We start from the raw sequence: 13,034 nt of genomic DNA on the forward strand, positions 1-13,034 counted from the left end.
TCAGGGAGTTGATCTATGGAAGGGAGTTCCAGACATTTGTCAACCGATTCGCCGCCGCAAGACCCCCAGCAACCGCTCCATCACCGGCGGTAACGGCGCCTGAAAAGCCATCCGTTCCCCACTGATCGGATGATCCAGGCCCAGCTGAAACGCATGCAGGGCCTGCCCTGGCAGCTCCATCGGCAGTTTGCGGCAGCGGCTGTAGGTGGGGTCCCCCACCACCGGATGGTTTATGTGGGCGCAGTGCACCCGGATCTGATGGGTGCGACCGGTATCCAGCTTGAAACGCAGCAACGAGTAATCACCAAGCCGTTCCTGCAACGTCCAATGGGTGCAGGCGTAACGGCCGGAGTCATCGTTGACAACGGCGTACTTTTTGCGATCAGCGGGATGGCGGCCTATGGCACCCACGATCGTGCCGCTGTCACCACCAGGTACGCCGTGCACCACCGCCAGATATTCCCGTGAGGCGATCCGCTTCTGGATCTGCCCCTGCAGCCGCACCAGCGCTTGCTGGGATTTGGCAATCACAATGCATCCGGTGGTGTCTTTGTCCAACCGGTGAACAATCCCGGGGCGCAGCTTGCCGCTGATCCCCGGCAGATCAGGGCAGTGATGCAACAGACCGTTCACCAGCGTGCCGTCCTTGTTGCCTGGAGCTGGATGCACCGTGAGGCCGGCGGGCTTGTTGATCACGATCAGATGATCGTCCTCGAACAGGACGTCCAACGCCATCGGTTCCGGCTTGAGATACGGCAACGGCTCCGGTGGCGGCATCCACATCTGCACCTCATCGCCCTGGCGCAGGGGGGTTTTGGCTTTGCCGGTCTTGCCGTTCACCCGCACATAGCCGGCATCAATAAATTTCTGGATCCGGGCCCTGCTCTGCTCGGTGCGCTGACTCACCAACCAGCGGTCCAACCGCATCGGCAGCGGCTTGGGATAAACGAGGGTCAGCAGTTCACCCTCCCCCTCACCGAAGGACGCGCTGAAGGTCTCCTCCGGCAATGGGGGTCGCTTCCAGGTGGGGCTCATTCCGGCAGCTCCAGGGCAATGCTGCCAAGGGCGGATTTGCGGAAGTCATCCAACAGGCGCTGGGCCATCCGGGCCGTGTCGCCAGAGGTGTGGCGCTGCGCCGCCGCCTCCAGCCAATAGGGGGGATCCGCCGTTTCCCCCTGCACTGGAATGCCGTAGCGGCTTTCCAGCACAGGGATGGCCACGCCCGAGGCCTGCTGCTGCTGAAGATCAATCAGCAATTGCAGGAAGGCCTGGGCCACAAGCTCGCCGTCATAGGCGGCCTGGCCGATGTCGTCGCAGAGAGCCAGGTGGAGCGCCGCCTGCTGATCATCCAGCCGGGGCGGCAACACCCCAGGAGCATCCAGCAGATCGAGGTCCTGCCCCAGCCGCACCCAACGCAACGTACGAGTCACGCCAGCCCGCCGGGCACTGGCCACCACTTTCTGCTTCACCAGGCGATTGATCAGCGCGGACTTACCGACGTTGGGGAAGCCCAGCGTGAGGGCCCGCACAGGCCGGGGCCGCATGCCGCGGTTGCGTCGCCGTTCATTCAACTGATCACCAGCCCGAATAGCCGCCTGCTGCACCTGCTTCACACCGGTGCCCGCCTTGGCATCGCACCACACCGTGCGCTGGCCGCGTCCTTTGAACCAGGCCTCCCAGGCCTCCCGAGCCGCGGGTGTCACCATGTCACGCCGGTTGATCACCAGCAGGTGCTGCTTCCCCTTCAGCCAACGGTCCAGGTGGGGGTGCCCGGTGGCCAGGGGAATCCTGGCATCGCGCACTTCGATCACCAGATCCACCTTGTCGAGGTGGCGACTGAGCTGCTGCTCCGCCTTGGCGATGTGGCCGGGGTACCACTGAATGGCCGGTGTGCTCATGGCACCACCAGGACAGGACAGGGAGCCAACTCGATCACGCGGGCTGCCGTGCTGCCGTCATTGGAGTTGAGGCTCACGCCGCCAGTTCCCATCACGATCACATCCACATTCAACTCGTCCGCCACGTCCAGGATCACGGTCAGGGGCTCACCGCCGCGCTCCAGCCGCTGGCAGGGCACACCGGACTGATCAATCCGCGCCTGGATCCGCACCAGCAGCGGTGGATCAGGCACCAAATCCAGCAATCTGAGCAGCACGAGGCGGCTGTCGTAGACCTGAACGAGCTCCAGGGCCTTGACCGCTGTGTCCAGAGCCTGGGGGTTGGCGTCCAGGGGCAGGAGGACGGTCTCAAACATCGCCGATCAGAGACGCGAAAACACGGGTTAACCTCCTCCCGTTTTCCTACCGCACGACACAACCCCATGGCGAAGCGTTCCCTGGCCAGCCTTAACGCCGGCGACCTGAGCGGCAAACGCGTTCTCGTGCGGGTTGATTTCAACGTGCCCCTGAACGAGGCCGGTGCGATCACCGACGACACCCGCATCCGCGCCGCCCTGCCCACGATCAACGACCTGATCGGCAAGGGCGCCAAGGTCATTCTTTCTGCTCACTTCGGCCGCCCCAAGGGTCAGGTGAACGACGCCATGCGACTCACCCCCGTGGCCGCCCGCCTGAGCGAACTGCTGGGCAAGCCCGTGGCCAAGACCGACAGCTGCATCGGCCCTGATGCTGAAGCCAAGGTGAACGCCATGGCCGATGGCGATGTGGTGCTGCTGGAGAACGTGCGCTTCTTCGCCGAGGAGGAGAAGAACGACGCTGGGTTCGCCGAGAAGCTTGCTGGCTTGGCTGAGGTGTACGTGAACGATGCCTTCGGCGCCGCCCACCGCGCCCACGCCTCCACCGAGGGCGTGACCAAGTTCCTCAAGCCCGCAGTCGCTGGCTTCCTGATGGAAAAGGAGCTTCAGTACCTGCAGGGTGCTGTGGATGAGCCCAAGCGTCCTCTCGCTGCCATCGTCGGTGGCTCCAAGGTGAGCTCCAAGATCGGCGTGCTCGAGGCCCTGATCGACAAGTGCGACAAGGTGCTGATCGGCGGTGGCATGATCTTCACCTTCTACAAAGCCCGTGGCCTCTCGGTGGGCAAGAGCCTGGTGGAAGAGGACAAGCTTGAACTGGCCAAGGAGCTGGAAGCCAAGGCCAAGGCCAAGGGCGTTGAGCTGCTGCTGCCCACCGATGTGGTGCTGGCCGACAACTTCGCCCCCGATGCCAACAGCCAGGTGGCTGATGTCACCGCCATCCCCGACGGCTGGATGGGTCTGGACATCGGCCCTGATGCGGTGAAGGTGTTCCAGGACGCCCTTGGCGATTGTCAGACCGTGATCTGGAACGGCCCCATGGGCGTGTTCGAATTCGAGAAGTTCGCCACCGGCACCAACGCCATCGCCACAACCCTGGCGGAGCTCAGCGGCAAGGGCTGCTGCACGATCATCGGCGGTGGTGACTCCGTGGCTGCTGTGGAGAAGGCTGGTCTGGCCGACAAGATGTCCCACATCTCCACCGGTGGCGGCGCCAGCCTTGAACTTCTAGAAGGCAAGGTGCTGCCTGGTGTTGCCGCCCTCAACGACGCCGCCTGATCGTTTCTCAGACCTGCTGCTTCCGGCGCTTCCTCATCTGGCGCGCCGGAAGACCAACGTCGTTCCTGACTTCATTCAGATAGGCCCGGCGGTCCTGCCTCAGGGACTTCCGGGCTTGTTTGTGGCGTCGGCGGCAGTCTTTCAAAGCCTTGATGTTCTGAGCGGCATCCACACAGCGCTGGCTGCTTTGCATCAGCTCAAGGCGCTGGTTATAGGTCTGCTTGGACCAGTTTTTGTGGGCTTGAACAAGAGCCTGCTCCTGGTCCTGCGAGGGTTTGGCTGCTGCCTGGACCGAGCGGGATAACTCCACCTCTGGCACAACCAACAGAACCAGCAAGGCAATAGGAAGGGCTGATCGCTTCATGGGCACAGCATTGGGGTTGACCTCACTGTGATGGGATCGTTTGACCAAGATCTGATTGCTTCGGGCCAAAGGGATGACCAGATGTGACCTGAACCTCGGCTTCATCGGTCTGGGCGCCATTGGACGGCCGATGGCGGCCAACCTCTGCCGATCCGGCTTCCTGCTCAATGTGCACACCCGTAGCCGGAGCGCTGAAACGGCTCCTGAGCTTCAGGAAGCACGCTCGTGCGCCAGCCCGGCCGAAGCGGCCGAGGCCGTCGATGTGCTGCTGATCTGCGTCAGCGATGACCAAGCCGTGGAAACCGTGCTGTTCGGATCCGACGGCGCGGCCTCAACCCTGCGACCCGGCTCGGTGGTGGTGGACTGCTCCACCATCGCTCCTGCAACAGCCATGGCCTGCGCCAAGCGCTTGGCCCAGCAGGGGATTCACTATCTCGATGCCCCGGTAACCGGCGGCACTGAAGGAGCCAAAGCAGGAACGCTGAAGCTGTTGGTGGGCGGAGAGTCCACAGCGGTGGCCTGCGTGCGACCCGTGCTGGAGGTGATCGGCAGCACGATTCACCACTTCGGACCTGTGGGCCGCGGCCAACAGGTGAAGGCGGTGAATCAGGTGCTGGTGGCTGGCAGCTACGCCGCCGTGGCGGAAGCGATGGCGCTGGGGAAGCGGCTCGACCTGCCGATGGACCAGGTGGTGGAGGCGTTGAAGAGCGGAGCTGCTGGCTCCTGGGCCCTCGACCATCGCTCAGCGGGAATGCTGATGGGTCATTACCCGCTGGGTTTCCGCCTGGCCCTGCACCACAAGGATCTAGGGATCGCCCTGGAGGCAGCGGAAAGCGTGCAGCTGGAGCTCCCGATCAGCCGCACGGTGCGACAGCTGGAACATGACCTGATGCAGCAAGGGCATGGCGATGAGGACGTCTCAGCCCTGCACCGACAATTTGAGACGAAATCGTGAGTATATCGAGTCTATTACGAGTCAATATCGTGCCAGCTGGGCCTCTGTGTCGACGACCCGCACCTGCTGGGTTGCCGTGATCACGCCATCAGGGTGCACCAGCATCACGGCCCAGGACTGAATGCCTGAACGCTGGGGCGCCTGCACCTGCTTGAACAAGCCTCCACCTCCTAGGGGAGCCAACTGGATGGTGGGTCGCCGCTGTTCCAGGCGCTGTTCCGGAGTCAACTGGATCAGCCCTCCAGCCGCCACCGCCTGACCCAGGGGCTCATCGAAAATCACATCAATGTCGTAGCGGCTGCCAGTGAGCACAGTCTTGGGTATCTGCAGTGTGATCGGCAAATCAGCCGTGCCACTACGCAGCAACGAATGCTCCTCGAGCAACTCCTCCTCGACCATCACACCGGCCTCGATCCTGACCGCGATGGTCTGCGACGCCTCAAGCCGATAGTCCAGACCATCGGCCTGACCTGTGCCACGCACGCTGACCTGTAAACGGGAGCGCCCATCCACCAGTGGTTCCATGACATCCACGCTCCAGATGGCCGCAGGGAACTCGGTCGAGAAGCGGTCGTAGCGACGCTGAACGGTACTGCTCAGATCAGGCCCGGTCAGGTAGGTCAGGTCTTTGGCATCGCCGCTGTTGAGGGCCATCTCCAGGCGGCTGCCATACCCAACAGCAGGGGTTGAAGCTACGCCTCCTGCTGCCAACACCGGCAGAGGAATCGCAAGGGCGCAGACCATGCCCAAAAAGGCTGCTCGCACCGAAAATCTCACCAGTCCAACCCCTTTGATCGACCTAAGTTAGGCGCCAAGCACAGGAACGTCCGCCGCCATGACCCGGCTCCTGATCGCCGCGAGCGGCACCGGTGGCCACCTGTTTCCCGCCTTAGCAGTGGCAGAAGCACTCCCTGAGGATTGGCAGGTGCGCTGGCTGGGGGTCCCAGACCGCCTCGAAACACAGCTGGTTCCAGCGCGCTACAGCCTGTTCACTGTGAATGCAGGGGGACTGCAAGGCAGCAGGCTGAGCAAGGCAGTCCAGCTGCTGCTACTGCTGGCCGCAGGGGTCAGCGTGGCCCGTCTGATCCGGCGGGAACGCATCCAACTGGTGCTTAGCACCGGCGGCTACATCGCTGCTCCCGCCATCCTTGCCGCACGATTCTGCGGCGTTCCAACGGTGCTGCACGAGGCGAATGCCATCCCCGGTCGGGTGACGCGGTTGCTGGGTCGTTTCTGCGGGGCCGTGGCTGTTGGCTTACCTGCGGCCGCCGGACGCATACCCGGCAGCCGACCGTTGATGACGGGCATGCCGGTGAGGGCTGATTTTCTGCAGAGCCAACCTTGTCCTGCATGGGTGCCTGAAGGCAGGGGTCCACTGCTGGTGGTAATCGGCGGCAGCCAAGGGGCCGTGGGGCTGAATCGCATGGTGCGGGCTGTGTTGCCGCCATTGCTCGAGCAAGGCTGCCGTGTGGTGCACCTCACCGGCCGCAACGACACCGAAGTGGGCCAGGTGCAACACCCGTTGCTGGTGGAGCAACCCTTCAGCGACGAAATCCCTGGCCTGCTGCAACATGCCGACCTGGCGGTGAGCCGTGCCGGCGCCGGCAGTCTGAGTGAACTGGCGGTGTGCGGAACCCCCACGATCTTGGTGCCGTTCCCCCAGGCGGCGGATCAACACCAGGAGGCCAACGCCGCCTGTGCCGCAGAGCAGGGCGGGGCTGTGATCGTCCACCAGCACGAACCGGAGGCAACGGTGCTGCAGCAAACGATTCAATGTCTGCTTGGTCACCGGCTCGGGCATCCCGACGCTGACCCTTCCCTGCTCCCATCCATGCGTGAAGGCATGGAACGGCTGGCCATCCGCGATGCCGATCAGCGCTTGGTGGATCTGCTGCAAAGCCTGTTGGATTGACCTCAACCCAAGGGCGTACGGCTCAGCTCCTTGCGCATCGCGCTGACAATGCGTCGGTTGTTCCGGCGCGACTGCAGACCGATCCGGAGCCAGTTCTCGCCCAGCCCTTCAAACGAGCGGCAGTCGCGCAGAAGGATCCTGTGGTGCTGCTCCAAGGCTTCGCGCAGGGGCAACAGAGATCGGTTCGCCCGAATCAACAGATAATTCACCGCTGATGGCATGGGAGTGATGCCTGGCAACACCGCAAGCTGCTGCTGCATCCAGGCTCCTTCCCGCGCAGCCCAAGCCTGCGTTTTCCGACACCAGCGCTGATGGCGACGGGTCGACGACAACACGTGTTGGCCAACGGCCATGGCGATGCCATTGACAGGCCAGGGATCGCGCCACTGGGCCCAGCGCTGCAGGCGTTCGGGCTGTGCAACGGCATACCCGAGCCGCAACCCGGCAATCCCATAGAGCTTAGTGAGGCTGCGAATCACCACCAGATTCCCGGTCTCGGCCACCAACGGAATCAATGACTGATGCTCGCCATCGGGCACCAGCGGCAGAAAGGCTTCATCGCAGATCACCAGACGGAATCGCCTCAGCAATGGTTCCAGAGAGGCCCGACTCCAGAGCTGACCTGTGGGGTTGTGGGGGTTGCAGATCCACAACACCTCAGCCTCAGGGGTTTGCGGAATGGGTTGAGGACGATCAGCACTCCAGCTGAGGGGCAGCTGGTGACGGACCCAGGGCCCATCCCAACAACCCAGGGCTCGGCTGTAATCAGCGAACCCTGGCGATGGCACCAAGCTCGGGCCAGAGCTGGCCGCATCTCGCGCCGCCCAGGTGAACAGTTCCGCGGCCCCGTTCCCCGCCAGCAGCAGCTCACAGGGAACACCATGCAGCCTCGCAAGGTCGCATCGCAGCAGGTTATGACTGCGATCCGGGTAGTCACGGATGATCGATCGGCTGAGGCGAGGCAGACGCGGAGTCCAGGGCACCAAAGATGCGCTGGCATCCAGCAGATCAGAGGGTCGGCAGCCGAGGCGCGTGGCGATCGAAGCCCGGTTGCCGCCGTGACGATGCTCGACGTCCATCGCGACTCCCGATACAACCCAGAGACATCCCCAGCGTCGCCCACCGCCCATGGCGCTTCGAGGTCTACTGCTGTTGCCATTGATGCTGGCCACCGCCCCACAGGCATGGAGCGCGGATGCCAACGATCTGGTTCGTGTGCTGCAAAGCGGGCGCTGTGCAAACTGCCGCCTGGCGGACGCTGATCTTGTGCATGCCGATCTCCGCGATGCGGATCTACAGGGAGCGGAGCTGCAGCGCGCCAATCTCGGCCAGGCCCGTCTGGACGGAGCCGATCTCAAGGGAGCAGACCTGAGTTTCACCAGCCTGAACGGGGCCTCGTTGCGGGGAGCCGACCTGCGTGGCAGCAGGCTTTACGGCACAGATCTACGCAACAGCGACCTGAGCGGCGCCCAGCTGAGCCCAGTGGCTCTGGAACAGAGCCACTGGCAGGGCGCCCGGGGGATCGAGGCGGGAACTCGCAGCCATGCAGCGCTTCACAACGCCGGAGTGGATTCCGCCCAAGCCGGACACTGGCAAGAAGCAGAGACCCTGTTCAGTGCAGCGATTGGTCGCAAACCAGAGGAGCCGCTGAGCTGGGTGGCACGAGGCCTGAGCCGTGGAGAACAGGGCAAGACCCAGCTGGCCGCGAGGGACCTGGCCCATGCCGGTCGCTTGTTTGAGGAACAGGGTGACAGCGTGAAAGCTCAGCAACTGCAACTGGCGAGCCAACGGGTCGAGGACCCTGCTGACCAGAGATTAGCGGCGCAGGGGGGGAATGGCGTGGGCTCGATGTTGCTCAGCGGAGCACTGTCTGCAGCCCAAGCGCTTGGGCCGATCGCACTGAAAGCTCTGATGCCGATGATTCCCTGATCTTCAGACCTCGGACTGAACCAGCTGACGCCCCGCCGGCGTGCCCGGTTGATAGCCGTAACCGAAGCGACCGCCCTGCTCATCATCAAGAATGGTCGGCGTGACGATGATCACCAATTCGTTCTTTTCACGAGACGACGAGGACTGGCGGAACAGCTGCCCAATCAGTGGCATGTCGCCAAGAATCGGCCACTTACGCACCTGCTGACGGTCCGAATCGGTAATCACACCCGTGAGAATCAACGACTGTCCGTCCCGCAGGCGGATGCTTCCAGACTCCAATTTCCGAGCCTGAATGTTGAAGATTCCGACACCTTCCTGCGTTCCGGCAGGAATCGGCACAGATATTTCAGGCTTAAGCTCAAGACTGATGAATCCATTGTCATCAATTTTGCTCACCGAAAGATCAACGGTGAGGCCAGCATTTTCGCGGGTGTTCTGAAACTGTGTTGAACCATTGGCTGTTTCCGTAGCACTCACTCCTGTAATCACACTCTGACCTGTTTCAACCATGGCGGTCTCCCCTTCCTGCACCAACAATGTGGGCTGGGCCAATGTTTTGGCACTGGAAGACTGAATCATGGCCTCCACATAGGAATAAAAAGAGTCATCTTTGTAAGAATTTAACTCTCTCTTTGGAACAAGCTTTTCCCTGCCATACTTGTCGTATACAGGGACCAACTGCTGCTGCGAATTGGGGTTAGCATCCGGCACATACACCTCTTGACCATTAACAAGAAGCGGTTTTTTCAAAACAGTATAACCAGTTATCTTTCCAGATTCATCTCTATCCTCAACGACTTCCGCACTCTCAGCCAAGGGAATAAAAGAAGGATTAACAATCTGAGCAGGAACCCCCGAATCACCAGGCAAGACACCTGGCTGCATTGGGTTGGAGCCATCATAGACACCCGTAGCATCTGCAGAACTGGGCATATTCTGACCAAAGTTCATGTGCGCTTTTCCACTCTGACTAACGAGAAAGACGTCACCCATACGCGCCGAAAAACTGGAGTCGATGCTTTTATCGTTATTCAAAAAGAAGCTCCCCCAGCGCCTCGCTCATCACCTCACGCTGCATCGGCATGCCATCACGGCAGGCATCAGGGGGCCAATCAATGGATCGCCAGTACCAGAGCGACTTGTGCTGCCAGCAACAGATCAATCGACGCTGTGTAGCCAACGCCAGAACTCGACGTACGCCAAGAAGACGCTTCAAGCCGGTCTGAAAAGCCTGAACCTGAGGAATTTCAGCCAGGGACAGCGGACTCAATCAGACACATTGTTTTGACCCAGGATATCCAGATCGTGGCAAGAAGACAAGACAAATTTTATAGGCAATACAGGCGACTCATTCACCTGGTTTTCATCAAAAAAATCTTTTAATCGCGATCAACAATTAAATCACTCCATTCTTTGATTCTGAGTTAAAGAAGCATGGTGAAATCAAAAAACGATCATCAATTCCTGATGGACTCACTCCGCCAATCTTGAAGTAAGTCAATTGAATCTTTAACCACCGAATCAGCCTTCCGCATCCTCTGAACCGGGCAGCCAAGGCAAGCCACTTCCCACCGCTTCAGCAATGCTGCGCAAGCCATGGCGGTCCAACTGCAGCTGAAGCCCTTCAAGGATGCGTGGCACCAGCTCGGGACCCTGGAAAATCCAGCCGGTGTACAGCTGAATCAACGACGCTCCGGCGGTGATCCGCTCCCAGGCAATCTCTGCCGAATCAATGCCTCCAACACCGATCAGCGTCAAGGCCGGACCGGCGCTGGCCCGCAGCCGGCGAATCACCTCCAGCGCCCGTTGCCGCAAGGGCGCACCACTGAGACCACCAGCCTCCTCCGCCAAGGTGCGGCCGGTCTGCAACAGCCGACGCTGCTCCAACCCCAGGCGATCCAGGCTGGTGTTCACCGCAATCACCCCCGCCAGCCCCTCCTCGAAGGCCAGCCGGGCAATGCCATCAATCGCCTCATCCTCAAGATCCGGTGCAATCTTCACCAGCAACGGCGGACAGGCCGGCAAGCGACGCAGCCGCTCCACCAGCCGCCGCAACTGGCTGGAATCCTGCAGATCCCGCAGCCCAGGGGTATTGGGAGAACTCACATTGATCACGGCGTAATCCGCCAGGGGAGCCAGCAGTTCCAGCGAGGAGGCGTAATCCTCAGGGGCCTGTTCCAACGCTGTGACCTTGGATTTACCGACGTTGATTCCCAGGACAGCCGGGCGACGACCGGGGGGGGCCAGCCGTTGACGTTCCAGGGTTCTGCGCAACGCCTGGGCACCGTCGTTGTTGAACCCCATCCGATTGAGAGCGGCCTGTTCCTGAGCCAAGCGAAACAACCGCGGGCGGGGATTGCCGGGCTGACCATGCCAGGTGACCGTGCCCACCTCAGCAAAGCCAAAGCCAAAGCGATCCCACAGTCCAGCTGCCACCCCGTTCTTGTCGAAACCAGCCGCAAGACCCACAGGATTAGGGAAACGGCAACCGAACAACACCTGCTCGAGCCGCAGATCACGGCGCTGCAGATCACCGGCCAAGCCCTCCAGCACCGTGGACACCAGAGGCCACTGGCGCCTGAGCGAGGCCTGTCCCAGAGCTGTCAGTGCTGTGCAGGACAACTGTTCAGCATCGAGCCCCTCGTCATTGGCGAGCACCGGCCCTAGCCAGCGCTGATAGAACGCGCCGCTGCTGAGAGGGGATGGCGGCATGGCGATCGCTCAGGACTGTTCTGATCCTGCCTCGCGACGCTGCAGGGTCCAGCGACCCTCCTTATCCGGGTGCACCCGCCAGTCCCGCCAGCTCCAGGACTCCCGACGCTGCTCCAGCTGCTTGAGCGGGAGTTCCACCAGCTGCGCCAGCTCCACCAGGCTGAGACTGAACCCTCCATCCGCCAACCGGTCCGCCAGCTCCAGGCGGTTCAGCAACTGCACCAGCGGTTGTGGTGCCGGATCAGCATCGACATCGACTGCCGCAACGTCGCTCTCAACGGCTGGCTGGCCGAGATCCAACGAACGCCCCTGGGAAAAAGCAACTGCGATCCGGTCGACACGGTCGTTGTCCGGATCACCGCTGTGACCTTTCACGTAGGCCAGCGGCACATCATCCAGCCGAGCTGCATCCAGGGCTTTCCAGAGATCCTGGTTGAGCACAGGCTTGCCAGCCGCTGTCTTCCAACCCTTGCGCTTCCAGCCCTTCATCCAGGAGCCGAGCCCATCGATCAGGTACTTGCTGTCGGTGCGAATCGTCAGATCGGGATGGCGTGGCAGTTGTTTCAGGCGCTGCAGCAACTCCAGCGCCGCCTGCAGTTCCATGCGGTTGTTGGTCGTTGCCGGGTCATGGCCGCCGAATTCCTCAACACTGCCATCTTCAAATCGCAGCAAAGCGCCCCAACCGCCTGGACCCGGGTTGCCACTGCAGGCTCCATCGGTGGCTGCAGCCACAACCCGACCACGTTCTTCAGCCATTGCTCCCCCTGCACTGGTTTCGGTACAACGTGGTTTCTCGCATGCCAATGATGGGGCGAACCTACCTCCGCAACCTGATCCTGGCCGCAGTTGTCGGGAGCGCAGCGGGATTGTTGCCTGCGGCTCGATCCGCCCACGGCCTGTTCGACAGCAAAGCACTCCAGCAGAACCGCTTCGCGGTGCTGGCTCAGCCGGTGGGAGAGCGCAATTGGAAGCTGCTGGTGCTGGAGCAGATCAAGCAACGGCCCCGCTGCTGGACACCGCGGGCGGATGGTCTGGTGGATCCGACCCTCAACACGTTCAATTTTGCCGGAATCTGCAGCCGTTACCTCGACAGCAATGGCTATTCCCTCCGCAGTGGAGGTGAAGACCTCGGCAGCCGCTTTCGGCTGAGCCTGAGGCAAAGCGGCAACAGCTTGCAGTTGCAGGCTTTGAACCCACGCCAGGGGGCCCCAATCGTGGTCGGCCGGGCAACGGTTCCCAGACGTGATCGCAACGGTTTCATTCAGATTCAGCTGGATCCAGCCTGGCGCCTGGAGCGGCGTGTCTACAAAGGCCGCACCCTGGGCCACGTTTATTTCTCTCACCCAGACCCCGTGAACCGGCTACTGGCCCGGGCGGAGAGAGCCGGCACCAGTGGTTTCAGCCGGCTGGGGGCCCCAACGGCACCCATGGCCCCACGCATCAATCAGCGCATCGCCAGCGGCGAGCCCATTCGGCTGGAGGTCCTTCCCTATCGACCCTGAGGCCAGCGACTGTCACAGTGCCAGTTGACAGGCCGACCTGTTGAAGTTGGATATTCGTTTCCTCGCCATTAGTTTGTGAATGTGTGAGGAGTGCTGAACGCCTCTTCAGGGTCGAAACAAGGACAGAC

At 61.8% G+C, this 13,034-nt stretch carries 15 protein-coding genes; 5 read left to right on the forward strand and 10 right to left on the reverse strand.

Going from position 1 to position 13,034, the window contains the following annotated elements; translation table 11 throughout:
- Positions 1 to 39: 39 nt before the first annotated feature.
- From TX72_RS11740 to TX72_RS11750, 3 genes are read right to left on the reverse strand one after another with little or no spacing between them, the layout of a single operon-like run.
- Positions 40 to 1,035 carry an RluA family pseudouridine synthase gene (locus TX72_RS11740; protein WP_011129179.1) on the reverse strand — a complete coding sequence of 332 codons (996 nt, stop codon included), beginning with the start codon at positions 1,033 to 1,035 and terminating at the stop codon, positions 40 to 42.
- Positions 1,032 to 1,898 carry a ribosome biogenesis GTPase YlqF gene (gene ylqF / locus TX72_RS11745; RefSeq protein ID WP_011129180.1) on the reverse strand — a complete coding sequence of 289 codons (867 nt, stop codon included), beginning with the start codon at positions 1,896 to 1,898 and terminating at the stop codon, positions 1,032 to 1,034. Before ylqF ends, TX72_RS11740 begins: the two co-directional genes overlap by 4 nt.
- A complete protein-coding gene (locus tag TX72_RS11750) occupies positions 1,895 to 2,254 on the reverse strand; it encodes a universal stress protein (RefSeq protein ID WP_011129181.1) in 360 nt (119 codons plus the stop codon). Before TX72_RS11750 ends, ylqF begins: the two co-directional genes overlap by 4 nt.
- A gap of 66 nt (positions 2,255 to 2,320) precedes the next feature.
- Here TX72_RS11750 and TX72_RS11755 point away from each other — a divergent pair, with 66 nt between their 5' ends.
- Positions 2,321 to 3,529, forward strand: coding sequence for a phosphoglycerate kinase (locus tag TX72_RS11755; RefSeq protein WP_011129182.1), 1,209 nt, complete (start codon positions 2,321 to 2,323; stop codon positions 3,527 to 3,529).
- A 7-nt stretch (positions 3,530 to 3,536) separates the two neighbouring features.
- On the opposite strand, the gene TX72_RS11760 is transcribed toward TX72_RS11755, so the two are convergent.
- Complete coding sequence (locus tag TX72_RS11760; RefSeq protein ID WP_011129183.1) at positions 3,537 to 3,893, reverse strand: hypothetical protein; 357 nt, start codon at positions 3,891 to 3,893, stop codon at positions 3,537 to 3,539.
- Between the two features lie 73 nt (positions 3,894 to 3,966).
- Here TX72_RS11760 and TX72_RS11765 point away from each other — a divergent pair, with 73 nt between their 5' ends.
- The gene (locus TX72_RS11765; RefSeq protein ID WP_011129184.1) at positions 3,967 to 4,848 is read left to right on the forward strand and encodes an NAD(P)-dependent oxidoreductase; all 882 of its coding nucleotides are present in this window, start codon (positions 3,967 to 3,969) and stop codon (positions 4,846 to 4,848) included.
- Between the two features lie 21 nt (positions 4,849 to 4,869).
- Here the strand turns inward: TX72_RS11765 and TX72_RS11770 are convergent, their stop codons facing one another.
- Entirely contained in the window at positions 4,870 to 5,613 is a 744-nt protein-coding gene (locus tag TX72_RS11770; protein WP_225867706.1) for a DUF8623 domain-containing protein, read from the reverse strand.
- 70 nt (positions 5,614 to 5,683) lie between these two features.
- Between TX72_RS11770 and TX72_RS11775 the strand changes: the two genes are divergently transcribed.
- The gene (locus TX72_RS11775) at positions 5,684 to 6,760 is read left to right on the forward strand and encodes a UDP-N-acetylglucosamine--N-acetylmuramyl-(pentapeptide) pyrophosphoryl-undecaprenol N-acetylglucosamine transferase (RefSeq protein WP_011129186.1); all 1,077 of its coding nucleotides are present in this window, start codon (positions 5,684 to 5,686) and stop codon (positions 6,758 to 6,760) included.
- Positions 6,761 to 6,762: 2 nt separating this feature from the next.
- Here TX72_RS11775 and TX72_RS11780 read toward each other — a convergent pair whose 3' ends face one another.
- Positions 6,763 to 7,839, reverse strand: a complete 1,077-nt coding sequence (locus tag TX72_RS11780) for a threonine-phosphate decarboxylase (protein WP_011129187.1) — start codon at positions 7,837 to 7,839, stop codon at positions 6,763 to 6,765.
- 49 nt (positions 7,840 to 7,888) lie between these two features.
- Between TX72_RS11780 and TX72_RS11785 the strand changes: the two genes are divergently transcribed.
- Positions 7,889 to 8,689, forward strand: a complete 801-nt coding sequence (locus tag TX72_RS11785) for a pentapeptide repeat-containing protein (protein ID WP_011129188.1) — start codon at positions 7,889 to 7,891, stop codon at positions 8,687 to 8,689.
- 3 nt (positions 8,690 to 8,692) lie between these two features.
- Here the strand turns inward: TX72_RS11785 and TX72_RS13660 are convergent, their stop codons facing one another.
- The 4 genes from TX72_RS13660 to TX72_RS11805 all read right to left on the reverse strand — a co-directional run bounded on the left by TX72_RS13660 (position 8,693) and on the right by TX72_RS11805 (position 12,160).
- Positions 8,693 to 9,685: a type II secretion system protein GspD gene (locus tag TX72_RS13660; protein WP_083810667.1), complete on the reverse strand. Its 993-nt coding sequence runs from the start codon at positions 9,683 to 9,685 to the stop codon at positions 8,693 to 8,695.
- 34 nt (positions 9,686 to 9,719) lie between these two features.
- The gene (locus TX72_RS11795) at positions 9,720 to 9,962 is read right to left on the reverse strand and encodes a hypothetical protein (protein ID WP_042503959.1); all 243 of its coding nucleotides are present in this window, start codon (positions 9,960 to 9,962) and stop codon (positions 9,720 to 9,722) included.
- A 251-nt stretch (positions 9,963 to 10,213) separates the two neighbouring features.
- Positions 10,214 to 11,404 carry a quinone-dependent dihydroorotate dehydrogenase gene (locus TX72_RS11800; RefSeq protein ID WP_011129190.1) on the reverse strand — a complete coding sequence of 397 codons (1,191 nt, stop codon included), beginning with the start codon at positions 11,402 to 11,404 and terminating at the stop codon, positions 10,214 to 10,216.
- Positions 11,405 to 11,413: 9 nt separating this feature from the next.
- A complete protein-coding gene (locus TX72_RS11805) occupies positions 11,414 to 12,160 on the reverse strand; it encodes a ribonuclease H family protein (RefSeq protein ID WP_011129191.1) in 747 nt (248 codons plus the stop codon).
- 50 nt (positions 12,161 to 12,210) lie between these two features.
- Between TX72_RS11805 and TX72_RS11810 the strand changes: the two genes are divergently transcribed.
- Entirely contained in the window at positions 12,211 to 12,906 is a 696-nt protein-coding gene (locus TX72_RS11810; RefSeq protein WP_042504497.1) for a DUF3747 domain-containing protein, read from the forward strand.
- The last annotated feature ends 128 nt before the right edge of the window (positions 12,907 to 13,034 follow it).

The sequence above is a fragment of the Parasynechococcus marenigrum WH 8102 genome (genome assembly GCF_000195975.1).
Lineage (GTDB): Bacteria > Cyanobacteriota > Cyanobacteriia > PCC-6307 > Cyanobiaceae > Parasynechococcus > Parasynechococcus marisnigri.